The organism is Streptomyces sclerotialus (assembly GCF_040907265.1).
Classification (GTDB): Bacteria; Actinomycetota; Actinomycetes; order Streptomycetales; family Streptomycetaceae; genus Streptomyces; species Streptomyces sclerotialus.
The window spans coordinates 598,315-620,585 of the sequence record NZ_JBFOHP010000002.1 but is presented as its reverse complement, the minus strand read 5'-3'; the positions used below and the strand labels follow the sequence as shown (position 1 = coordinate 620,585).

Here is a 22,271-nt window from a genome sequence, read left to right as displayed (position 1 = left end):
GGGTGCGGTCGCGGTCGGCCGCGAGGAGGGGGAGGAGCCCGGTGGCGCTCCCGGTGCGAGGCGGGCGGTTCCTCCCGGCCGGGGCGCCGGCAGGGGTGGCTCGCCGTGGATTTCCCCTGACGCTAGGGTCGGCGATTGATCCACGTCCAACTTAGTTTTTGGATGGCTCAATACCTGGAGGGTATCGTTGTTCACACTCGTGCAGTTGGTGAGCTTTGTCGCGGTGGCCGAGGAACTGCACTTCACGAGGGCCGCCGAGCGCCTGCGCATGACCCAGCCTCCGTTGAGCCGCCAGATCCAGCTGCTCGAACACGAACTGGACGTGCAGCTGCTGGACCGCACCAACCGCACCGTGCGCCTCACCCCGGCCGGCCGGTCCTTCCTCAACGAAGCACGCAACATCCTGCGCCAGGCGGAAGCGGCGACGCTCGCCGCCAAGCAGGTCTCCGCCGGGCAGGCCGGCGCGATCGCCATCGGCTTCACCGCCGCCAGTGCCTACTCCGCGCTCGGCACGCTGCTCGACGTCGCCCGCTCCACCATGCCGGGCACGGAGATCGTGCTGCGCGAGAAGGTCACCCGCGACCAGCTCGAAGCGATCACCGAAGGCTCGCTCGACCTCGGCATGATCCGCCCCTCCAGTACCGGGCCCGACCTGGAGACCCGCCCGGCCATCAGGGAAGGCCTGCTGGCCGCCGTGCCCCGCGACCATCCGCTCGGTGCGGCGGAAGGCCCGGTGGGCGTCGGTGAGTTCGACGGGCAGCAGGTGCTCATGTACTCGCCGGTGGAGGCCCGCTACTTCCACGAACTGCTGGTCAGCATCTTCCGCGCCGCCCGGGTCACCCCCGTGTTCACCCAGTACCTCAGCCAGGTGCACAGCCTGCTGGCCATGGTCAACGCGGGCTGGGGCATCGCCCTCGTGCCCGAGGCGGCCGCCCAGATGCGCTTCTCCGGCATCACCTTCAGGCCCCTCGAACTGCCCGACCCCACCCCGGTCGAGCTGCACCTGGTCTGGCGGAAGGCCAACGACAACCCGGCTCTGCACGCGCTCCTCCGGCATCTGTGAACGATGCGCCGCGGGTATCGCAGGATGCCGAAATGGTGTTGGACCCGCATCGCAACAGGCTCTTAACGTTCCGGCCAGCAATTGAAGCGGTTTCCGCCACGGGCGTCAGCAAGCGCCCCGCCGCGCTCGGAAGTTCCGGAAGTCGTGGGCAGGCCACGCACGGAACCGGGAAGCCGCGTGAGCCGCACGCCTCTCCGTGAGCCAGGAGCCCCAGCCATGACCGACCACACCCCTGCCGAACTGGGCCGCCGCCTCGGTTCCGGCCTGCTCTCCTTCCCGGTGACACACTTCCGGCCCGACGACCTGTCCTTCGACGAGGACGCGTACCGCGAGAACATCGCGCGGCTCGGGAAGTACGACGTGGCGGGCCTCTTCGCGGCCGGTGGCACCGGTGAGTTCTTCTCGCTCTCCCCGGCGGAGGTGGAGCGGGCCGTCGCCGCCGCCGTCGAGAGCGCGCCCGCGGGGACGCCGGTCATCGCCCCCGCCGGGTACGGCACGGCCACCGCCGTCGAGTACGCCAAGGCCGCCGAGCGCGCCGGAGCCGACGGCCTGCTCCTCTTCCCGCCGTACCTCACCGAGGCCCCGCAGGACGGGCTCGCCGCACACGCCGAGGCGGTCTGCCGGGCCACCGGGCTCGGCGTCATCGTGTACAGCCGGGCCAACGCCGTCTACGCTCCGGACACCGTCGCCCGCCTCGCCGAGCGCTGCCCGAATCTGATCGGTTTCAAGGACGGCGTCGGTGACATCGACCCCCTCACCCGCCTGTACGCCCGCACGGGCGACCGCCTGACCTACATCGGCGGCCTCCCGACCGCCGAGACGTACGCCCCGCCCTTGCTGGAACTCGGCGTCACCACCTACTCCTCGGCCCTCTTCAACTTCCTTCCGGAGTTCGCGCTCAGCTTCTACGCCGCGGTCCGGGAGCGCCGCCACGCCGATGTGCGGCGCATGCTCGACGACTTCGTCCTGCCGTACACGCGGATCCGCGACCGCAAGCAGGGCTACGCGGTGAGCATCGTCAAGGCCGGCATGACCGTCACCGGCCACCCGGCAGGGCCGGTCCGGCCGCCGCTGACCGACCTGGAGCCGGCGGAGCTCGAGCAGCTCGCCGCCCTGATCCAGGGTCTCGACGGCTGAGCCACCGCCGACGCCCGCCCGGCCGCGCCGGCAGCCCTCCCGGCGTGCCCCGCCGCCGGTCACGCCCGCCTCACTCCGCTCGTGAAAGGCACCGAACCATGAACACCAGCACACCTCCCGCCGGCCCGCCCGTCGTCGCCGCGATGCGGGTCATCCCGGTCGCCGGACAGGACAGCATGCTGCTGAACCTCAGCGGCGCGCACGCACCGTACTTCACCCGCAATCTGGTGATGCTCACCGACTCCGAGGGCCGCACCGGAGTCGGTGAGGTGCCCGGCGGCGAGGGCATCCGCACCACCCTGGAGGAGGCGCGCGACCTGATCGTCGGCCGGTCCGTCGGTGATCCGCAGGCCGTACTGCGGGCGATACGCGAGCGGTTCGGCGACCGCGACGCCGGCGGGCGCGGTGCCCAGACCTTCGACCTGCGCATCACCGTGCACGCGGTGACCGCCGTCGAGTCGGCCCTGCTCGACCTGCTCGGCCAGCACCTCGGTGTGCCGACCGCCGCACTGCTCGGCGAGGGCGTACAGCGCACCAGCGTCCCCGTCCTCGGCTATCTGTTCTTCGTCGGCGACCGTACGCGCACCGACCTCCCGTACCGGAACGACCCGGACGCCAAGGACGCCTGGCTGCGGCTGCGCGACCAGGAGGCACTGACACCGGAGGCCGTCGTCCGGCTCGCCGAGGCGGCCCAGGAGCGCTACGGATTCCAGGACTTCAAGCTCAAGGGCGGCGTGCTGGACGGGCACGCCGAGGCGGAGGCCGTCACCGCTCTCGCCGAGCGCTTCCCCGAGGCACGCGTCACCCTCGACCCCAACGGCGCCTGGCCGCTGAAGGACGCCATCGAGATCGGGCGCGGGCTGCGCGACGTCCTGGCGTACGCCGAGGACCCCTGCGGCGGGGAGGGCGGCTACTCCGGACGCGAGACGATGGCGGAGTTCCGCCGCGCCACCGGTCTGCCCACCGCGACCAACATGATCGCGACGGACTGGCGGCAGCTCGGCCACGCGGTCAAGTCCGACGCCGTCGACATCCCGCTCGCCGACCCGCACTTCTGGACCATGAACGGCTCGGTGCGCGTCGCCCAGCTCTGTGACGCCTGGGGCCTGACCTGGGGTTCGCACTCCAACAACCACTTCGATGTGTCACTGGCGATGTTCACCCACGTCGCCGCCGCCGCGCCCGGGGACATCACCGCGATCGACACGCACTGGATCTGGCAGGACGGCCAGCACCTGACCCGCGAGCCGCTCGCCATCCGCGACGGCGCCATCGCCCTGCCCGACCGCCCCGGCCTCGGCATCGACCTCGACCTGGAACGCGTCGAGGCGGCCGAGGAACTGTACTTCAGCCTCGGCCTCGGTGGCCGCGACGACGCCGCCGGCATGCAGTACCTCCTCCCCGGCTGGGAGTTCGACCCCAAGCGGCCGGCGCTCGTGCGCTGATCCCTGCTCACGCACACCGTTCGTTCCCACTCACCACCGGGATCCCGGTCCGCCGGAGGCCGCACCTCCGGCGGACCGCATCCCGGCATCACTTCAAGGGAGAAGTGATATGCCCCTGCTCGTCGTGGCGCTCAGCGTGGTGGCGCTGCTCTTCCTGATGACCCGGCTCAAGCTCAACGGGTTCATCGCTCTGCTGCTGGTCGCGGTGGTCGTGGCAGTCGTCCGGGGAATCGACCTGGAGAAGATCCCCGACGTACTCGGTGAGGGCGTCGGCGGCCAGATCGGCGACACCATGCTCGTGATCGGGCTCGGCGCGATGGTCGGCCGGGTGATGGGCGACTCCGGCGCGGCCCAGCGGATCGCGACGACCATGTCCGACCGGTTCGGCGACCGGTGGGTACAGGTCGCCATGGTGGTCACCGCCATGCTCATCGGCGTCACCATGTTCTACGAAGTGGCCTTCGTGATCATCGTGCCGGTGGCGTTCACGCTGGTCCGGGTGACCGGCAAGAACCTGCTGTGGATCGGTCTGCCGATGTCGATCGCGCTGTCCACCATGCACAGCTTCCTGCCGCCGCACCCCGGCCCGACCGCCGTCGCGGCGATGTTCGACGCCTCCATCGGCAAGACCCTCTTCTTCGGCCTGTTCATCGCGGTCCCGGCCGGTGCGCTCATCGCGCTGGTGTGGCCCCGGCTGGCCTTCGTCCGCCGGATGAACCCGTCCATCCCGACCGGACTCGTCAGTGACCGCGCCTTCACCGACGAGGAGATGCCCGGTATGGGGTGGTCCCTCTCGGTCGCGCTCTTCCCGGTGGTGCTCATCGCGGGTGCGTCGGTGGCCGAGATGGTGGTGGGCGCACACCACGCCGGAATGCCGCTGGTCGCCTTCCTCGGTTCCGCCCCTGTCGCCCTGCTGCTCACCCTGATCCTGGCGGCATGGGCGTTCGGCCCGCGCATCGGCCGCTCCCTGGGGGAAGTGGCTTCCTCCTGCGGCGACGCGGCGCAGGCCATGGCGATGATCCTGCTGGTCATCGGCGCCGGCGGCGCCTTCAAGAACGTCCTGGTCGAAGGCGGGATCGCCGATTACATCAAGGACCTCACCCACGGGTGGTCCGTCTCGCCGATCCTCCTGTCGTGGCTGATCGCCGCGATCCTGCGCATCGCGCTCGGGTCGGCGACGGTCGCGGTGACCACGGCGGCGGGCATCGCGGCGCCGCTCGTCGCGGGCAGCGGCATCCACCCGGAACTGATGGTCCTCGCGGTCTCCTGCGGCTCCATCGCCTTCTCCCACGTCAACGACCCCGGCTTCTGGATGTTCAAGGAGTACTTCAACCTGTCGGTCCTGGACGCCATCAAGGCACGTACCACCTACACGACGGTCCTCGCCGTCCTGGGCCTCGGCGGCGTCTTCGCGATGGAGGCCGCCCTCAGCGCCCTCGGGATCTAGTCCCGGCCCGGCACGACCGGGCCTCGCACCGCTCTCACCTGCGATGACCCGTCCCATGGCGGCAAGCCGACAGGTACGTATGCCGCAGATGTCCACCCTCAGGGGTGAGATGTGTGATTGTTCCGTGGCCTTCGGGGAACCAGGAGGCAGACAGCGGCAGACATGCAGGTACCGTCCGTCCCTCTGCGGCGAGGACCTGTGGGATCGCATGCGGAGGCGGTATGAGCGAGGAGCAGTCGTCGTCTTCAAGCAGGCTGCCGGGACCGCTTCGGGCGATCTCGCCGAACCTGCGTCAGGTGCCCGGCGCCACGGAGGTGAAGAAGGCGGCCGAGGGCGCGCTCAACGCGGTGGGCGTGGTGTCGCCGCACGGACGGCGCGTCGCGGCGTATGCCGGCGCGGGGCTGCTCGGCGTGGCAGGCGTCATCGAATGGCCGATCGCGGTGGCCGGTGCGGCTGCCGTCTGGCTGACCCAGCCCCGCCCCCAGGAGGACGGGCAGCACGGTGAGCAGGGCAGCCCCGCACAGGGCACCGCGGCTCCCGAGACCACTGCCAGGAGCGCTCCAAAGACCGCTGCCAAGACCGCTGCCAAGAGCCGGACCGGGACTTCGGCCAAGGCGAAGCCCACGGCCAAGAAGGCCGCGAAGGCGACGGCCGGGAAGGCGACGACGAGGAAGTCGGCGGGGGGCAAGGCGACAGCGGGCAAGACCACGGCGGGCAAGGCCACCGGCACCCGCTCACGTACCGCGTCGGGCGCGAAGGCGACGAAGCGCACGTCATCGCGGGCAACGGCCTCCTGAACGTGACTCCGCACCGGGGAGCGAGCGGCGGCCCGGCCGCGCTCCCCGGGCCGGGCCTCCGTGTGCGTCGACCGTTTGACGAGGGTGGGACATGGTTCTTGGGTTGTTGACCCGGTTGCCTGCGATGGGGTGGGGGGCGGCACTGTCCGCGCCCGGCTACGTCGCCCGTGGTGCGGAGGCGTGTGCCTCGGCGGCAGGGGACGCCATCGGCGCCGGCCTGCGTGCCGCGTCGGACGGCGCGGCGGCGGTGGCGGGGACGAGCGTCCGCGTGGCCCACGTGGCGCGCAACGCGATGCCGGGCGGGGCGGAGGAATGGCGGGCCGGCCCCCGGGTGCACCTCGCGTTGCAGCCTGCCTCGGACACCCAGGTACGGCGTGCGGGCGGGGCGGAGGCAGCGGCCAGGAAGGTGGCCACCGCGCTCGCGAAACGGCCGGACGTACTGCTCGCCTACTGGGACGGTGGGCTGGCCCGGCTGGTGGTCACCGCGACGCAGGAGACGGCCACCGACCGGGTGGTGGAGAAGGCCACCGAGCTGGCCGAGCGGCACGGACTGACCGGGGGACACGAACCCCTGCACGAGTTCGCGCACCCGGAGGGCACCACGGCGGTGCGGGTCGCCGCGACGGCACTGGCGCTGGACGCGGTCGGCGTCGCGGCGGCGATGACCGGGCGCGTGCTGCGCGTGCCGCGCTCGTCCAGGGTCGTGACGGCGGGGGTGACGCTGGTCCGGGAGAACCCGCGGTTCCGGGCCCTGCTGAACAGCCGGCTCGGCTCCGCGGGCGCGGATCTGGCGCTCGCCGCCGCCAACGCCGCGGTGCACGGTGCGGGACAGTCGCCCACCTCGTTGGTCCTGGACGGGATGTTGCGCGCCGGGCAGCTGGTGGAGGCCGTGGCGCGGGCGGCCGTCTTTGACTCCGCCCACGACCGGGTGTGCGCGCCGGAACGCTGCAGCGCGACGACGCGGACGGTCTCCCGGCCGCCGCTGCGTCCGACACCGGCGCAGGAGTACGCGGCCCATGCCGCGACCGGCAGCATGCTGGGCGCCGCCGCGACACTGCTGCTGCGGCGGAACCTCGACGAGGCGGCGGAGGCGGTGCTCTCCGGCTCCCCGAAGGCGGCCCGGTACGGTCCGGTGGCCTTCTCCGCGGCACTGGGCAGCGCACTGGCACGCTCAGGGGTGCTGGTACGTGACCCCGAGCGGCTGAAGCAGCTGCAACTGGTGGACACGGTGGTGCTGCACCCCAGCGCCCTGCGCGGCAGCAAGCGCACCCTCTGCGAGGCGCATCCGAGCGCGGAGGGGTGGGACCGTGTCCGGCTGTGGCAGGCCGCCGCAGCGGCGCTGGGCCGGGAAGGCAACGGCGAAGCGGCCGACGACGCGGAAGGGGTGGCGCTGCGCCCCGTACCGGGCGAGCCCTCGGCCGGTACGGGCATGATGATCGTCTCGGCCGGCGGGCAGGACGTCGGCACGGTGACGGTCGGCTGGGAACTGGATCCGCTGACCGAAGCCGTCCTGGACGCGGCCCGGCAGGCCGACCAGTACACCATCGTGGTGGACGACCCGGCGCTGGCCGACTTCGCCGCCCTGGCCGACGAAGTCGTCTCCGCCGACCGCCCGCTGGTGGACCACGTACGGAGCCGCCAGGCCGACGGGCACGCGATCCTGACCGTCGCACGCGTACCGGCCCCGCACGGTACGGCCGGCGCGCAGCCGGGGACAGCGGTCCAGGACGAGGACGAGGAGCTGCTGGCGGGGTTGCTGAGCAGCGACGTGGCGGTGGCCCTCACCGACGACGACAGCGCCGTCGTGTGGGAAGCGGACGTCCTGGCCTTCGGCGGGCTGAAGGACGTGTGGCGGCTGTTGCGGGCCGTGCCCGCGGCACGCTCCGTGGGCCGGCAGTCGCAGATACTCGCCCGGGCGGGCGCGGCGCTCTCCGGCCTGCTGGTCGCCACCGGCGCCCAACGGCGCGGGCTCTCCTTCCTCACCGGCGCGCAGCACGGCCCGGTCAACGCCGCGGCCCTGGGCGCGCTCCTGACGGGCTGGCGGGCGGCCCTCGGCGTGGCCGCCGCAGCGGCCCCGCGGCCGCGGCCCCGCGTACCGTGGCACGCCCTGGAGCCCGAAGAGGCCGAGGCCCGGCTGCAGGAAAGCCGCCCCGGCGCACCCACGCCGCTGGCACGCGCGGTGACGACGACGCGTGGCGCGGCCGCACGGGTGACGGGCCATCCGGTCCTCGCACCGGCCCGGTGGTCGGTACGGCTCGCCAACGCGGTACGGGCCGAACTGGACGACCCGCTCACCCCCGTCCTCGCGGTCGGCGCGGCGGCCTCCGCCATCGTGGGGTCGGCCGTCGACGCGGTCCTCGTCGTCGGCGCGATGGGCATGAACGCGCTCGTCGGCGGCGTCCAGCGGCAGCGCGCCGAACAGGCCCTGACCGCACTGGCCAAGGGCCAGAAGCAGCAGGCGCGGCGCGCCGACAGCCGTGACGACGACGCGCCGGCCACGGTCGACGCGGCACGGCTGGTACCGGGCGACCTGATCAAGCTGGACGTGGGCGACGTGGTGCCCGCGGATGCGCGCCTGCTGGAACTGACCGGCCTGGAGGTCGACGAGTCCGCCCTGACCGGCGAGTCGCTGCCCACCACCAAACAGATCACCGCGACCCCGCAGGCGGCCATCGCCGACCGCCGGTGCATGGTCTTCGAGGGCACCACGGTGGTCGCCGGGCAGGCCACCGCCGTCGTGGTGGACACGGGGGAGCACACCGAAGCCGGCCGGGCCGTCACCCTCGCTTCCCGCACCCCGCCGGCCGCCGGTGTGCAGGGCCGGCTGAAGGAACTCACCGGCAAGGCGTTGCCGCTCACCTTCGCGGGCGGGGCCGCGGTCACCGGGCTCGCCCTGCTCCGGGGCCGCCCGATCCGCGAGGCCGTCGGCGGTGGTGTGGCCGTCGCGGTCGCGGCCGTCCCCGAGGGGCTTCCGCTGGTGGCCACCGTGGCGCAGATGGCGGCCGCCCGGCGCCTGACCCGGCGCGGCATCCTGGTACGTACTCCCCGTGCCCTGGAGGCCCTCGGGCGGGTGGACACGGTGTGTTTCGACAAGACCGGCACGCTGACCGAGAACCAGCTGCGCGTGGCCCGGCTCGTCACCGCCGACGGGACCGTGTGCGAGCCGGACGAGGACGATGCCGTCGACGTCCTGCGGCTGGCGGGCCGGGCCTGTCCGCAGGAGGCCGAGGACACCGCGGGGCGGCAGGCGCACGCCACCGACGAAGCCGTCCTGGCCGCCGCCCCGGCCGACCCCGACTGGACGGCCAAGGCCGGCCTGCCCTTCGAGGCGAGCCGCGGCTACACCGCTGCCGTCGGCGAATCCGGGGCCGGGGATGCGCTGCTCGTGGTCAAGGGAGCCCCCGAAACCGTCCTGGACGCCTGCGAGGACCTGCCGGCGGAGGCGGCCGAGTGGGCCCACTCGCTCGCCGGCGCGGGACTGCGCGTGCTCGCCGTCGCCGCCCGTACCCTCACCACCGGCCACGACCCCGACGAACTCGTCAACGAACCACTGGCGAAACTGCAGTTCGCGGGATTCGTCGCACTCGCCGATGCCCCGCGGCCGGGCTCGGCCCCCATGATCGAAGAACTGCGGGACGCCGGGCTGAAGCCGGTCATGCTGACCGGCGACCACCCCCACACCGCGCGCGCGATCGCCGTCGCACTGGGCTGGCCGGACGACACCGGTGTCGTCACCGGTGAAGAGCTCGCGGCCGCCGACCGGGCGGGCCGCGCCCGCCTCCTGCGCGACGCGGGGGTCGTCGCCCGCGTCGCTCCGGAACAGAAGCTCCAGGTGGTCGAGGCCTTGCGGGCCGCGGGCAAGGTCGTCGCGATGGTCGGCGACGGCGCCAACGACGCCGCGGCCATCCGCGCCGCCCATGTCGGTGTCGGACTCGCGGCCCGTGGCTCGGCCGCCGCCCGAAACGCCGCCGACCTGGTCCTGACCGACCCGGACCTGTCCGTACTGGTCGAGGCCGTGCGGGAAGGGCGGGCCCTGTGGCGCAGCGTCGCGGACGCCATCAGCATCCTGATCGGAGGCAACGCCGGTGAGGTCGGTTTCACCGTGCTCGGCACCCTGGTCTCCGGGGCGTCGCCGCTGTCCACCCGTCAGCTCCTGCTCGTCAATCTGCTGACGGACATGTTCCCCGCGATGGCCGTGGCCGTGACACCACCGGACGACCGGAACGCCGAGGAATCCACCACGCCGGGCAGCGCGCCGGTCGGTACCGGTGCACTGGGCGCTCCGCTGCTGCGCCAGATCCGCCAGCGGGGCGTCGTGACCGCGCTGGGTGCCACCGTCGCGTGGCTGGTCGGCCGTTTCACCCCTGGCACCATGCGCCGTACCAGCACCATGGCCCTGTGCGGTGTCGTCGGCTCCCAGCTCACCCAGACCCTCACCGGCCGCCACCGCAGCCCCCTGCTGTGGGCGACCACCCTGGGCTCCGCCGCCGCCCTGATGGCCGTCGTACAGACACCCGGCCTCAGCCACTTCTTCGGCTGTACCCCACTGGGGCCCGTGGCCCTCGCGGGCGTGGCCGCCGCCGTCCTGGCCACCGCGGCGGGACCACGCCTCATGCCATCCGTCGAACGACTCCTCACCCACCTCCAGAGCCGGGCCGCACCGACCGCCTCGTGAAGACGGCGCGGGGTGCCACCTGGTCCTCAGCCGTCAGTCGTCGGCCGGTATCGGGGGAGTGGCGAGGGCAGCCGCCACAGCGGCCAGTTCGTCCGGCGTACGGGGGCCGGGTGCCGTGTCGGTCAACAGGCCCTGGCTGCGGAGCAGATGAGCGGCGGCGACGCCCCACGGGAGCCGCAGGCCCGCCTGGTGCAGGAGATCGGTGCGGGCCAGCATGGCCGCGACGGGCCCGGTGTGCGCTCCGGAGGGCGTCAGCAGGGCCGCGTCGTCGGCCCAGCGCAGGGCGAGGTCGACGTCGTGCGTGGCCATCACCACGGTGGTGCCGGACGCGCGCAGTCGGCCAAGGGTGGCGAGCAGCCGTTCCTGGCCGTCCGGGTCGAGCCCCGCCGTCGGTTCGTCGAGGATCAGGACGCGGGGCCGCATCACGACCGCGCCCGCGATGGCGGTCCGCTTGCGCTGCCCGTAGGAGAGCAGGTGGGTGGGCCGGTCGGCCAGCGCGGTGATGTCCAGGGCGGCGAGCGCCTCCTCGACGCGGGCCCGTGCCTCGGCATCGGACAGGCCGAGGTTCAGCGCCCCGAACGACACGTCCTGGGCGACGGAAGCGGCGAACAGCTGGTCGTCCGGGTCCTGCACCACCAGCTGGACGGTCGTCCGCAGCCGGGTGAGCCCCTTGCGGTCGTAACCGACCGGCTGCCCGTCGACGGTCAACCGGCCGGTGCGCGGCCGCAGTCCACCGCTGAGCAGCCGCATCAGCGTGGTCTTGCCGCTGCCGTTGCGGCCGAGCAGCGCCAGCGCACGGCCCTCGGGCACCTCGAAGTCGAGATCGCTGAGTACGAGCGGGCCGTCCTCGTACGCGTAGGACGCGCCCCGCAGGGCGACCGGTACGGGGGCGCTCATGACAGCGGCCTTTCCAGGACGAAGGTGAGGGCGGCCAGGCCCGCGAGGAGTGCGGCGCTGACTGCCGTGAAGCGGACGGAGACCCGGGCCTCGGGCACCAGTACGCGCAGGGTGCCGTCGTAACCGCGCCCGGCGAGCCCGGTCTGGAGACGTGCCGCCCGGTCGAAGGCCCGCACGAAAGCGGTGGCGCCGAGGCCGCCCAGCGAGCGCCACGTGGCGGCCCGCGTGGTGTGCCCGAGCCGGGCGGCCTGGGCCTCCCGGATACGGCGTACGGAGTCCAGGAGCAGGAAGCTCATGCGGTACGTCACCAGGGCGACGTCCACGACCGCTGCGGGCACCCCGGCCTTCACCAGTCGCGGCAGCAGATCGGACATCGGGGTGGTGAAGGCGAACAGGAGCACGCCGAGGGAGGCGGCCGACGTACGCAGCAGCAGGCCTCCGGCGCGGGCCGGGCCGCCGTCGGCCAGGGTGACGAACCCGTCGGGCCCGCCGATCTGGACGAGCAGGGTCAGCGCACCGGTCACGCAGAAGCCCAGCGGCACCCGGTAGGCACGCCACAGCCGGCGGACGGGCACGCCCGCCGGGCCCAGCAGTACGCCGAGCGCCGTCAGCAGCACCAGGGCCGCGCCCGGCCACGGTGGCAGCGAGATCGCGAGGACGGTCAGACCCAGCCCGAGTACGGCCTTGTCCACGGGATGGCGGCGGCGCCAGCGGCTGCTGTGCGCCGTCGCGTCGATCGGCAGCACGGGGCTCAGGCCCCTTCGTCGTCGGACGCGTCCGGGGCGCCCTCGGGACGCGTGGCGTCCTGGCCGGCGACCGTGGCGTCCCGCCGGGCCAGTGCCCGCGACTCGCCCTGGCGGCGGCCCTTGCGCAGGCCGAAGTAGTAGGCGAGGACACCCGCGCCGAGGGCCGCCTGGAGGGCGAAGAGCGCGGACTCGATCTCGCCGGACGGCGGTTCGTACAGCGGTGAGAACCACGGCTCGTAGTCCGGCTCGATCTCGGTGATCGCCGTTTCCGCCTCGGCGTCGGCGCCCGTGAACGGCTCCTTCTTGTGGTCACCGAGGCCGAGGGCCAGGGGCAGTACGGCGAGTGCGGCCACGGCGAGCAGCAGCAGTGCGTTGATCTTGGTGTTCCGCTTCATCGGGCCACCTCCTCGACCCCGGCCTGGTTCTGCTTGCCGGTCAGCAGCACGCCCAGCCGGGTGAGTTCCCCCTTGCTGGACTGCACCAGCAGGCGCATCACCAGCACGGTGAGCAGCCCCTCGCTCACCGCGAGCGGGATCTGGGTGACGGCGAAGATGGCGCCGAACTTGCCGAGCGCTCCCAGGAATCCGCTGCCCGGGTCGGGGAACGCGAGCGCCAGCTGAACGCTGGTGACGCAGTAGGTGGACAGGTCGGCGACGAAAGCGCCGAAGAACACCGTGACCATCAGCGGTACGTCGTACCGCCGCAGCAGCCGGTAGACGGCGTAACCGGCCCAGGGGCCGACGATCGCCATGGAGAAGACGTTGGCACCCAGGGTGGTCAGGCCGCCGTGCGCGAGCAGCAGCGCCTGGAAGAGCAGGGTGATGGTGCCGAGCACCGCCATGATCGGGGGCCGGAACAGGATGGCGCCCAGCCCGGTACCGGTGGGATGGGAGCAGCTGCCCGTCACCGAGGGCAGCTTCAGCGCGGACAGGACGAACGTGAAGGCTCCCGACGCACCGAGCAGCAGCGTGCTCTCGGGATGTGCTCTGACTTCACGGGTGAGGGAGCGGACTCCGTGGACGACGAACGGCGCGGACGCGACGCCCCAGGCGACGGCGTGCGCCGGAGGCAGGAAACCCTCGGCAATGTGCATGGCTCAGCAGACCCTCTCCAGCACCTCGTGGATGGTTGACGCGCCTTGGCCGGTCTCCTGGCTTACGGGTACCACCGCCCGTGCTCCGCCTTCCCGGGTCCGAGGACCCAGTGGCTGCCCGCGAGGGCCGGAGCCGGACTTCCCGATCACAGTGGCGAGGGCCGCACCGGCATCACACCGGAATTCCCGTTCACCAAGGCGTGGTGACAGTAATGCCCACATGAGGGCGGTGACAAGCGGTCACGGTCGGGAGCGCGGTCCTCGCGTCCCCGGCCGGAAGGCGTCGTACCGGTATGCGTGGTGGGTCAGCGGGCCAGGGCGGCCCGGGACACCGCGAGGGCCTGCTCGGCGTAGCCGCGGCCGAAGAGCACCGCGTGCACCAGCAAGGGGAACAGCTGGTGCAGGCCGATGCGGTCGGCCCAGCCGTCGGCCAGCGGCGCCGCTTCCTGGTAGCCCGCCAGGACCCGGTCCAGGCCGGGGCAGCCGAACAGGTGCAGCATGGCCAGGTCGGTCTCGCGGTGACCGCCGTGCGCGGCCGGGTCGATCAGCCAGGCGTGGCCGTCGGCACCCCAAAGCACGTTGCCGTTCCACAGGTCGCCGTGGAGGCGGGCGGGCGGCTCCGCCGGGCCCGCCAGTTCGGGCAGCCGGTCCACCACTTGCTCGATCACGGTGGCCTCGGCGGGGCGTACCGTGCCGTCGTCGACCGCTCGGCGCAGGTAGGGCAGCACCCGGTGCTCGCCGTACCAGAGTGGCCAGTCGGTGCCGGGGACGTTGCGCATGGGCGCCAGTCCGATGGTGGCGTCCCGCGGGCCATCGGGGGGCGGGGCGCCGAACGCGGGCGCGCCGGCGGCGTGCAGGGCGGCCAGCTCCCGGCCGAGCGCGGCCGCTGCCGCTGCGCTCGGCCGGCCGGACGCCACGTGGTCGGTCACCAGCCAGCGCCCCTCCTGGCCGTGCACCGCCGGGACGCGGACCGCGTCGGCCCCGGCCAGCCAGCGCAGCCCGGCGGCCTCGGCCCGCACCGCGCCGGCGCCGTCACCGCGCTTGACCATCACCGTCCGTCCGCCGTCGAGCGTGACCTCGGCGAGCGCGGAGGACACCCGCCGCTCGCCCGCCACCGGCCGCCCGGTGAGCCGGGCCGCCACGGCTCCCGGGCCCTCACCACCCGCGGTCATGCGTCGTCCAGACGCTCGCGCACCCAGGCGAGCAGGCCGGGCACGGCAGCTTCGATCATGGCCAGCACCTCGTCGAATCCCTCCGGGCCGCCGTAGTACGGGTCGGGCACTTCCAGCCCGCCGGACGCCTGCGGGTCGAAGGACCGCAGCAGCCGGACCCGGGACGGCTCCGGCACCAGCCGGCGCAGCGCCTTCTCATGGCTCCGGTCCATCGCCAGGAACAGGTTCGGCGTCCAGATGCTCGGCACCGACCTGGGCCGCGACGTGCCGGGTCGGGTAGCCGTGCCGGGCCAGCACCTCGCCGGCCCGTTCGTCGACGGGTTCACCGGCGTGCCAGGGACCGATGCCGGCGCTGCTGACCCGTACCGCGCCGTCCAGCCCCGCCCGGCGCAGATGCTCGGCGAAGACCAGCGCGGCCGAGGGGGACCGGCAGATGTTGCCGCTGCAGACGAAACAGATATGCACGGACCCCAGCGTACGGCCGCCGCCCCCGGTGCCACCGTACGTCGCCGATCACCGGAGCCGGGATGTCGCAGGTCACGCGGACGCCCCGGACACGCCCTAGGCTGCCACCCGGCAGCGGACTCGACACGACCCAGGAGCGCACCTCATGACCGGACCCGTCCGGAACCTCCCGTACCCCGACGCCCTCGGACCGGACGAGGCACCCGCGCCGCACGCACTGCTCGCGCCCCTGACCGGGCTGCTGGGCACCTGGACCGGGCGGGGGAGCGGCGGGTATCCGACGCTCGCCGAGGACTTCGCGTACGCGCAGGAGGTCACCTTCAGCCACGACGGCCGGCCCTTCCTCCACTACGAGGCCCGGGCCTGGCTGCTCGACGGCGACGGCGCGCCGCTGCGCCCCGCGGCCCGGGAGAGCGGCTGGTGGCGGCTGCAGCCCGAGGGGCGGGTGGAGGCACTGATCACTCAGCCCACCGGGATCACGGAGATCCTGGTGGGCCGGGCGGGCGACGGCACGGTCGACCTCGCCACCCATCAGGTGGCGCTCACACCCACCGCCAAAGAGGTCAGCGCCACCCGCCGCCGCTACACGCTGACCGGCGAGGACACGCTCGACTTCGGCCACGACCTCGCGGCGGTCGGGCAGCCGCTGCAACACCACCTCTCGGCGCGGCTGCGGCGGGTGGACCGCGGCTGACTAGGCGCGCGTGCCGCTGCCCGCGAGGGCCAGTTCGCGGGCCTCTTCCCGTGACTCCACCGCGGGCGCCGAGCCGGGCAGCGGCCGGCCGGCGGATTCCGCCGCGAACCAGCAGGCGACGGCACCGATGGCGCCGGCGGCCATGAGGTAGTAGCCGGGCACATTGATGTCCCCGGTGCCTTCCACCAGCAGCGCGTTGAAGAAGGCCGTGGTGCCGCCGAAGAGCGAGACGGAGATGTTGAAGGCGATCGAGAGGCCGCCGTAACGGATTTCGGTGGGGAAGAGCGCGGGCAGCGTGGACGGGATGGTGCTGTTGAAGCAGAGCAGCATCAGCGACATCAGCGCCAGGCCGAGGAAGACGGACAGCAGGGTGTTCTGCTGGATCAGCAAAACCGACGGCACGCCGAGCACGATCAGCATCGCGCAGCCGAAGTACATCACCGGCTTGCGGCCGATGCGGTCCGAGAGCCGGCCGACGAAGGTGATGAGCACCATGCCCAGCGCCAGGACGGCGATTTCCAGGAGCTGCGCCCAGGTGGCGTTCACCGCGGGCGCGAACTTGCCGATGTACTCCAGCATGTACGTGGTGAGCATGTAATTGGTGACGTTGAAGACGAGCACCAGGCCCATGCAGATCAGCATCGGCCGCCAGTAATTGGAGAAGATCTTCCGGATTTCCTTGAGGGTCTGGTTGCCCTCGCGCCCCTTGGTCTCCGCGACGGCGGCCTGGAACGCGGGGGTGTCCTCCAGCTTCAGGCGGAGGTAGAGCCCGATGATGCCGATCGGCCCGGAGATCAGGAACGGAATGCGCCAGCCCCAGGAGAGCAGATCCTCATGGGACATCACGCCGGGGAGCTGGATGACCAGGCCGGCCACGCCACCGAGCAGATAACCGGTCAGCGTGCCGAACTCCAGCCAGCTGCCGAGGAATCCGCGCTTCTTGTCGGGGGCGTACTCGGAGATGAAGGTCATCGCCCCGCCGTATTCGCCGCCGGTGGAGAAGCCCTGGACGAGGCGGGCGAGCAGCATCAGCAGGGGAGCGGCGGCGCCCCAGGTCTCGTAGCTGGGGATGAAGGCGATGGCGAAGGTGCCGATGGCCATCATGATGACGGTGAGGGAGAGCACCTTGGTGCGGCCGATGCGGTCGCCGAGCGGGCCGAAGAACATGCCGCCGAGCGGGCGGACCAGAAAGGCGACGGCGAACAGGCCCAGAGTGCCGATGGTGCCGACCGTCTCACCGGCACCGGCGAAGAAGACCGCGGTGAGAACCGGAGTCAGGTTGGCGAAGACACCGAAGTCGAACCACTCGGTGATGTTCCCTACCGCCGCGGCGCCGATCGCCCGTCTCGTCACTTTGGGGTCGGTGACCGTTATCTCCTCAGCCGTGAGCGGCTTCCGGCTCGCCGTTTCGGTACCGGCATGTGCGGCCTGCACAAAAAACTCCTCGAACATCGCTCCCGGCGGGCACCACCGGGAGCGCACTTCAGCGCGGCGCGGTCGGGGAAGGACGACCGGCCGCCGCTGCGTACTCTTCACAGCCCATGGCCACGGATCGTTGTCCGTGGCGGAGGGGCGGGCTTTCACTTCACTCGGACAAGGACAAGCTTTCTCTTCGTGGTGGGGACGGTGCGGTCGACTTCGGCGACCGCGGCACTCGTCAGGAGGACGAGGACGGCGGCGACGGACGTCACCAGAGAAGTCGCCGTGGTGAGGGAGAACGGGAGGGTGAGCAGCCCGACGGCGACGGCCGGCAGCCCGGAGCCCAGGTAGAAGGAGAGATAGAGGGCACCGGTGACGGCGCCGCGGTCCTTCCCGGGCGCCCGCGCATCGACCGCGGCGGCCGCCCCGGCATAGGCGAGCCCGTGCCCGGCGCCCGCCACCACGGCCGCGACCAGGGTGAGCGGGGTCGACCTGCCCGCGGTGAGCGACAGCAGGGACAGGCTCACCAGGAGGGCTCCGAGGCCGACGAGCTGCGCGGAGCGTGCGCTGATCCGTCCGACCAGCGGCTGGGTGAGGGCGGAACAGAGCAGTACGGAGCCCAGGATGCAGCCGATGACCGCCATGTTGTGCCGGCCGGACCGTGCCAGCAGGGCCGGGATGATCGCGAGGAACAGGCCGGCCGTCGTCCAGGCGAGGAAGCCGACCGCCGAGGCGGTGGCGAACAGTGCCCGCATTCCCTTGGGTATGCGCGGCATCGTGGGGCTCCGGCGCGGTACGCGTGCGCCCTCGGCAGCGGTCGGCACGAGGGCGGAGACCGCGTACCAGGCGATCGCCAGCAGCACGAGGTGCAGGACGAAGGGCATCACGTACGGGGCCGGAGCGTACTGGGCGAAGAAGCCGCCGGCGGCCGCGCCGAGGGCCGTGCCCGCCACGAAAGCGATGCCGGCGAGCACGGCACCCCGCCGGGCGCCGCGCCCTTCCGTCTCCTCGCTGACGAGCGCGGCGGCAGCGCCGGTGGTCACCCCGAGGGCCAGCCCCTGTGCGGCACGCCCGGCGACCAGCCACTCGACGCCCGGTGCGAGCATGAAGCAGACCGAGCCCAGCGCTGCCGTCACGAGCCCCGCGCGCAGTGCAGGGCGTGCCCCGAAGGCATCCGAGACGGGGCTGAGCAGGAGCAGCGCGGGAGCGCTGACGAGCGCGAAGACGGCGTACACCAGCGTCATGGTCAGGTCGTCAGCGCGGAAGGCGTGCTGATAGCCGGGGTACAGCGAGCTGGGCAGATAGGCCCCGAAGGTGAGCGCGGCCAGCACGTAGAGCCCCGTCGCCGCCTGGCGTCTACGCGACGGGTGCGGGCCTGCGAGGGCACTCCGAGGGTGGCGCGTGGAGGAACTGATGGGCAACACGCCCGCAGCGTGACATTAATGATCAGTGGGCACAATCGTACGGTTTTGAAGATGACCGTGCAAAATGTTTGCATGATCGATCCCAAGCTCAAGATGCTGCAGATGGTCGACCACTACGGCGGCGTCACGGCCGCCGCGGAGGCCATGCGCTACACCCCGTCGGCGGTCTCCTACCAGCTGCGCCAGCTGGCCGAGCAGCTCGGCGTGAAACTGATCGAGCCCGCGGGCCGGGGCATCCAGCTGACGGCCGCGGCCCGCACCCTGCTCCGGCACACCGCCGTCATGCAGGCGCAATGGGAGCAGGCGCGCAGCGAGCTGGCGGCGACGGCGGCGGAGGCATCGGGCACCTTCACCGTGTGCGGCTTCTCCACCGCCGCGACGTACCTGCTGCCGCTCGCGGCGGCAGCACTGCGCGACCGCAACCCCCGCCTCGGCGTCCGGCTGATGGAGGCGGAGCCGATCCGCTGCTTCGAACTGCTCCTGGCGGAGGAAGCGGACCTCGGGGTCGTGGTGGTGACGCCCGACTCGCCGCCTCTGAACGACGACCGCTTCGACCAGCAGCCGCTGCTGGACGACCCGCTGGACCTGATCGTGCCGGTCGGCCACCCGCTCACGGCGCGGAAGCGGGTATCCCTCGCGGACGCGGCTCAGGAGCCGTGGATCCTCGGCACCCCGGGCAGCACCTACCACCAGCTGGTCGTCACGTCCTGCATGGCGGCGGGCTTCACACCGGACATGGCCCACCAGGCCGATGAATGGGACACCGGAAAGGCGATGGTCGCCCAGGGGTTCGGTGTGATCCTGGTGCCCCGCCTCGCCCGCATCAGCACGGAGTGGCCCATGACCCGCATCCGCCTGTCGGGCGAGCCCGCACCCGCCCGCCGGATCATCGCGGCCACCCGCAAGGGCGCGGCGCACCACCCCGTCGTCGCACAGGCCCTCGAACTCCTCCGCGCCTCCGCCACGGAGCTGCTCCCGGCCGCGCACGAGTAGGTTCCGCGAGTTCGCACCGGTACGCCGTACCGAGTGAGTTCGGAATTCCCCCTCTTGTTTGTGTGCTTTCCGTGGAAACCCGCGGACTGAAGTCGGCATGCAACCTTTTCACCCGGTCGCTGGTCTTCCTGGGTAATCGGAGATTCCTGCGGGACGGTATCCATCCGTATAGCTGCCGAAGGCGCTGCGCGGGGCCTCCGTAAAAGTCGTACGCCTGTGTACGCATTCAAGGAGGAAATTCGCCGTGAGATGTTCCAAGCGTGCCCTCATCGGGCTGACCTGTGTCTTCGCGCTCGTTCCGGCCGGCTCCGCGATGGCGGGCACCGGCCCTGCACCGGCCCCGCCGGAACGGTCGGTGGCCAAGTCCACCGCCCCGTCAGCCGCTGGAAATCCCGTCAGTGCGCGGGCGAAAGCGGCCGGTGTGTGCAGCGACGCCTATGCGATCGGAGAAACCGGGTACATCGTCCGGCAAGGAGTGAAGATTGCCTCGGTGAAGCAGTTCTACTCCCCGAAATGCCGGCAGAACTACGGCTACTTGTGGGTCTGGGATTCCTTCCGGGCAACGGCCGGTGACTACGACGTCAGTACGGCGGTCTACAGCTACTCCCAGGACGAGATCCTCGGCACGCGGGCCTGGACGAACAACAACGACCAGGAATTCTGGTCCAACGGCACGGACACCGTGAACGACTGCACGGCGGGCGTCGGCTCGCTGCGCAAGGCCGGAGACCCGGTGTCCGCCCAGGCGGCCGGCTCGAAGCGCTGCTGATCCGCGCCGCCGGCAGGTGACGGTACGCCGTGTGTCCGGGGAGGCGGAGGTGCCGCCCCGGACACACGGCACACGGCTGTTCAGGGCATCGTCGGCGGCCACAGGCCCGTACCGTGACTCCGGCCCGGCTGCCCGCGCAATACCCGGGCGAAATCGGCGTGGCGGGTTCAATAGACTGGCGGAACGATGAAGAAATCGGGGGCAGGGGTTGTGGTCACCGCACAGGTGACGTTCGGGGGAGATCGAAAGCGAGGGGCGGCGGCAGCCCTCCGGTAGTTCCGAGTCCACCGCAGCGCGCGAGAGCGCCCCGCTGCGGTGGAGGACGTCCTGACCGTCAGCCTCGGCGCCCCTGCCGACCGGGCTCCCGACGACTCATCGACCGGCGCATGCCGCCGGGCCCGCGCCCGACCCGACCGAATCCAGTGAGGTGTGCTCGACCATGATCGAACCCGCGAACGCCGGGGGCGTGGGCTCTCCCCGCGGCAGTTCCCCTGTACGTGCCCCGGTGCTGATAGCCGTGCTGGTCGTCTCCGCCTTCGTGATGATCCTCAACGAGACGATCCTGAGCGTCGCCCTCCGCGACCTCACCGTCGACCTGGGCATCTCCACCACGACAGTGCAGTGGCTGACCAGCGGATTCCTCCTGACCATGGCCGTGATCATCCCCATCACCGGCTTCCTGCTCGAACGATTCACCGCACGCCAGGTCTTCCTGGCCTCGCTGACCCTCTTCACCGTGGGCACGCTCGTCAGCGGCCTCGCGCCCGGCTTCGGAGTGCTGATGACCGGGCGCGTGGTGCAGGCGTGCGGCACGGCCGTCATGCTCCCGCTGCTCATGACCTCGGTCATGCGCCTCGTGCCGCCCGAGAAGCGCGGCGCGACGATGGGAACGATCAGCATCGTCATCGCGGTCGCCCCCGCCGTGGGACCGACCGTGGGCGGCGCGGTTCTCGCTTCGCTGGGCTGGCGCTGGATGTTCTGGATCGTCCTGCCGCTCGCCGTGGCCGCGCTGGTCCTCGGCGCGGTCTGGATGCGCCTGGAGAGCGAGACCCGGAAGGTGCCGCTGGACCTGCTCTCGGTGGCGCTGTCCGCCGTCGGCTTCGGCGGCGTCCTCTACGGCCTGGCGTCCGTCGGCGAGTCCGGCGGCGGGGAGCACACGGTCGCGCCGTGGATCCCGATCGTGGTCGGCCTCGCGTCGCTGGGCGTGTTCGTCGCACGCCAGCTCAGTCTGCAGCGTGCGGACCGCGCCCTGCTCGACCTGCGTCCGTTCAAGACCCGCGCGTTCAGCGTCGCCCTGGTCCTGTCGGCCCTGCTGTTCATGTGCCTGCTGGGCGTCGGGTCGATCATGCTGCCGCTGTACCTCCAGACCGTCCTGAAGACCAGTACGTTCGTCAGCGGTCTGGCCGTCCTCCCGGGCGGACTCCTGCTCGGTCTGCTGGGCCGTCCGGTGGGCCGGCTGTTCGACCGCTTCGGCGCGCGCCCCCTGGTGATCCCGGGCGCGCTGGCCCTCGCCGTGTCGCTGTGGCTCTTCACCTTCCTCGGTGCCGACTCGCCGCTGGCCGCGGTCATCGCCATCCACCTCCTGCTGATGGGCGGGCTGGGGCTGATGATGACGCCGCTGATGACCGAGTCACTGGGCGCGTTGAGCAACCAGCTCTACTCCCACGGCAGCGCGATCCTCTCCACGCTCCAGCAGGTCGCGGGTGCCTTCGGTACGGCCGTCTTCGTCACCGTGGCCTCCCTGAGCACGTCCGACCCGTCGGGCGCGCCCGACGCCGGCGGCCTGCGCACGGCGTTCATGGTCGCCGGAGTCATCGGTGTGCTCGCGTTCCTCGCGTCGCTGTTCGTCAGCCGCACGACGCGGCCCGCCCAGTCGCGCTCCACCCTGGCCGCCGAATCCGACTCCGGCACCGGAACGGCAGCGGAGGCCGACGGAGCCGAGCACACCCCCGTACCGCAGCCCAGCTCCACCCACCCGGAGCGCTGACGGCACCGCGGGGCCGGCCGCCGACAGGGCCGGCCCCGCGTACTGCTA

At 72.2% G+C, this 22,271-nt stretch carries 17 protein-coding genes, 1 pseudogene and 1 riboswitch; of the genes and pseudogenes, 10 read left to right on the top strand and 8 right to left on the bottom strand.

The genetic code is table 11. The features are described from left to right. The first annotated feature begins 187 nt into the window (after nucleotides 1-187). The 6 genes from AAC944_RS02920 to AAC944_RS02895 all read left to right on the top strand — a co-directional run bounded on the left by AAC944_RS02920 (nucleotide 188) and on the right by AAC944_RS02895 (nucleotide 10,564). Nucleotides 188-1,063: a LysR substrate-binding domain-containing protein gene (locus AAC944_RS02920; RefSeq protein WP_030607007.1), complete on the top strand. Its 876-nt coding sequence runs from the start codon at nucleotides 188-190 to the stop codon at nucleotides 1,061-1,063. A gap of 216 nt (nucleotides 1,064-1,279) precedes the next feature. After that, nucleotides 1,280-2,200: a 5-dehydro-4-deoxyglucarate dehydratase gene (gene kdgD, locus AAC944_RS02915; RefSeq protein ID WP_030607009.1), complete on the top strand. Its 921-nt coding sequence runs from the start codon at nucleotides 1,280-1,282 to the stop codon at nucleotides 2,198-2,200. A 98-nt stretch (nucleotides 2,201-2,298) separates the two neighbouring features. Next, on the top strand, nucleotides 2,299-3,645 hold the full coding sequence (gudD, locus tag AAC944_RS02910) for a glucarate dehydratase (RefSeq protein WP_030607011.1): 1,347 nt from the start codon (nucleotides 2,299-2,301) through the stop codon (nucleotides 3,643-3,645). Between the two features lie 109 nt (nucleotides 3,646-3,754). Next, nucleotides 3,755-5,092: a gluconate:H+ symporter gene (locus AAC944_RS02905; RefSeq protein ID WP_030607013.1), complete on the top strand. Its 1,338-nt coding sequence runs from the start codon at nucleotides 3,755-3,757 to the stop codon at nucleotides 5,090-5,092. 296 nt (nucleotides 5,093-5,388) lie between these two features. Then, the gene (locus AAC944_RS02900; RefSeq protein ID WP_051871263.1) at nucleotides 5,389-5,889 is read left to right on the top strand and encodes a hypothetical protein; all 501 of its coding nucleotides are present in this window, start codon (nucleotides 5,389-5,391) and stop codon (nucleotides 5,887-5,889) included. Between the two features lie 91 nt (nucleotides 5,890-5,980). Beyond that, nucleotides 5,981-10,564 carry a cation-translocating P-type ATPase gene (locus AAC944_RS02895; RefSeq protein WP_030607017.1) on the top strand — a complete coding sequence of 1,528 codons (4,584 nt, stop codon included), beginning with the start codon at nucleotides 5,981-5,983 and terminating at the stop codon, nucleotides 10,562-10,564. Between the two features lie 33 nt (nucleotides 10,565-10,597). Here AAC944_RS02895 and AAC944_RS02890 read toward each other — a convergent pair whose 3' ends face one another. From AAC944_RS02890 to AAC944_RS02865, 6 genes and pseudogenes are all read right to left on the bottom strand, one after another. Then, nucleotides 10,598-11,461 (bottom strand): energy-coupling factor ABC transporter ATP-binding protein, encoded by an 864-nt coding sequence (locus AAC944_RS02890; RefSeq protein WP_030607019.1) that lies wholly within the window; start codon nucleotides 11,459-11,461, stop codon nucleotides 10,598-10,600. After that, a complete protein-coding gene (cbiQ, locus tag AAC944_RS02885; RefSeq protein ID WP_030607022.1) occupies nucleotides 11,458-12,207 on the bottom strand; it encodes a cobalt ECF transporter T component CbiQ in 750 nt (249 codons plus the stop codon). The genes AAC944_RS02890 and cbiQ overlap by 4 nt, the downstream gene beginning before the upstream one ends. A gap of 5 nt (nucleotides 12,208-12,212) precedes the next feature. Then, nucleotides 12,213-12,602 carry an energy-coupling factor ABC transporter substrate-binding protein gene (locus AAC944_RS02880; protein ID WP_030607025.1) on the bottom strand — a complete coding sequence of 130 codons (390 nt, stop codon included), beginning with the start codon at nucleotides 12,600-12,602 and terminating at the stop codon, nucleotides 12,213-12,215. After that, nucleotides 12,599-13,300 (bottom strand): energy-coupling factor ABC transporter permease, encoded by a 702-nt coding sequence (locus tag AAC944_RS02875; RefSeq protein WP_030607030.1) that lies wholly within the window; start codon nucleotides 13,298-13,300, stop codon nucleotides 12,599-12,601. The genes AAC944_RS02880 and AAC944_RS02875 overlap by 4 nt, the downstream gene beginning before the upstream one ends. 30 nt (nucleotides 13,301-13,330) lie before the next feature. Then, nucleotides 13,331-13,513: riboswitch (cobalamin riboswitch) on the bottom strand. A gap of 92 nt (nucleotides 13,514-13,605) precedes the next feature. Next, nucleotides 13,606-14,472 (bottom strand): fructosamine kinase family protein, encoded by an 867-nt coding sequence (locus tag AAC944_RS02870; protein ID WP_030607033.1) that lies wholly within the window; start codon nucleotides 14,470-14,472, stop codon nucleotides 13,606-13,608. Continuing rightward, nucleotides 14,469-14,937 (bottom strand): annotated as a pseudogene (locus AAC944_RS02865) (low molecular weight protein-tyrosine-phosphatase). The gene AAC944_RS02870 and the pseudogene AAC944_RS02865 overlap by 4 nt, the downstream one beginning before the upstream one ends. A 145-nt stretch (nucleotides 14,938-15,082) precedes the next feature. Between AAC944_RS02865 and AAC944_RS02860 the strand changes: the two are divergent. Continuing rightward, the gene (locus AAC944_RS02860; RefSeq protein ID WP_030607036.1) at nucleotides 15,083-15,631 is read left to right on the top strand and encodes a heme-binding beta-barrel domain-containing protein; all 549 of its coding nucleotides are present in this window, start codon (nucleotides 15,083-15,085) and stop codon (nucleotides 15,629-15,631) included. Here AAC944_RS02860 and AAC944_RS02855 read toward each other — a convergent pair whose 3' ends face one another. Further along, the gene (locus AAC944_RS02855) at nucleotides 15,632-17,065 is read right to left on the bottom strand and encodes an MFS transporter (protein WP_368396798.1); all 1,434 of its coding nucleotides are present in this window, start codon (nucleotides 17,063-17,065) and stop codon (nucleotides 15,632-15,634) included. A 146-nt stretch (nucleotides 17,066-17,211) separates the two neighbouring features. Further along, the gene (locus AAC944_RS02850) at nucleotides 17,212-18,381 is read right to left on the bottom strand and encodes an MFS transporter (RefSeq protein ID WP_051871264.1); all 1,170 of its coding nucleotides are present in this window, start codon (nucleotides 18,379-18,381) and stop codon (nucleotides 17,212-17,214) included. Between the two features lie 165 nt (nucleotides 18,382-18,546). On the opposite strand from AAC944_RS02850, the gene AAC944_RS02845 reads away from it, so the two are divergent. The 3 genes from AAC944_RS02845 (at nucleotide 18,547) to AAC944_RS02835 (ending at nucleotide 22,223) form a co-directional block, all read left to right on the top strand. Continuing rightward, on the top strand, nucleotides 18,547-19,467 hold the full coding sequence (locus tag AAC944_RS02845) for a LysR family transcriptional regulator (RefSeq protein WP_368396797.1): 921 nt from the start codon (nucleotides 18,547-18,549) through the stop codon (nucleotides 19,465-19,467). A 244-nt stretch (nucleotides 19,468-19,711) separates the two neighbouring features. Continuing rightward, nucleotides 19,712-20,236: a hypothetical protein gene (locus tag AAC944_RS02840; protein WP_030607046.1), complete on the top strand. Its 525-nt coding sequence runs from the start codon at nucleotides 19,712-19,714 to the stop codon at nucleotides 20,234-20,236. A gap of 439 nt (nucleotides 20,237-20,675) precedes the next feature. Continuing rightward, the gene (locus tag AAC944_RS02835; protein WP_051871265.1) at nucleotides 20,676-22,223 is read left to right on the top strand and encodes a DHA2 family efflux MFS transporter permease subunit; all 1,548 of its coding nucleotides are present in this window, start codon (nucleotides 20,676-20,678) and stop codon (nucleotides 22,221-22,223) included. Nucleotides 22,224-22,271 lie beyond the last annotated feature (48 nt).

What these genes read in the sequence shown, in the direction of transcription:
- AAC944_RS02895 (WP_030607017.1), top strand. Translation starts at nt 5,981, where the DNA reads ATGGTTCTTGGGTTGTTGACCCGGTTGCCTGCGATGGGGTGGGGGGCG.
- AAC944_RS02890 (WP_030607019.1), bottom strand. Translation starts at nt 11,461, where the DNA reads ATGAGCGCCCCCGTACCGGTCGCCCTGCGGGGCGCGTCCTACGCGTAC.
- AAC944_RS02860 (WP_030607036.1), top strand. Translation starts at nt 15,083, where the DNA reads ATGACCGGACCCGTCCGGAACCTCCCGTACCCCGACGCCCTCGGACCG.
- AAC944_RS02845 (WP_368396797.1), top strand. Translation starts at nt 18,547, where the DNA reads ATGATCGATCCCAAGCTCAAGATGCTGCAGATGGTCGACCACTACGGC.
- AAC944_RS02870 (WP_030607033.1), bottom strand. Translation starts at nt 14,472, where the DNA reads ATGACCGCGGGTGGTGAGGGCCCGGGAGCCGTGGCGGCCCGGCTCACC.
- kdgD (WP_030607009.1), top strand. Translation starts at nt 1,280, where the DNA reads ATGACCGACCACACCCCTGCCGAACTGGGCCGCCGCCTCGGTTCCGGC.
- AAC944_RS02905 (WP_030607013.1), top strand. Translation starts at nt 3,755, where the DNA reads ATGCCCCTGCTCGTCGTGGCGCTCAGCGTGGTGGCGCTGCTCTTCCTG.
- AAC944_RS02880 (WP_030607025.1), bottom strand. Translation starts at nt 12,602, where the DNA reads ATGAAGCGGAACACCAAGATCAACGCACTGCTGCTGCTCGCCGTGGCC.
- AAC944_RS02875 (WP_030607030.1), bottom strand. Translation starts at nt 13,300, where the DNA reads ATGCACATTGCCGAGGGTTTCCTGCCTCCGGCGCACGCCGTCGCCTGG.
- gudD (WP_030607011.1), top strand. Translation starts at nt 2,299, where the DNA reads ATGAACACCAGCACACCTCCCGCCGGCCCGCCCGTCGTCGCCGCGATG.
- AAC944_RS02835 (WP_051871265.1), top strand. Translation starts at nt 20,676, where the DNA reads ATGATCGAACCCGCGAACGCCGGGGGCGTGGGCTCTCCCCGCGGCAGT.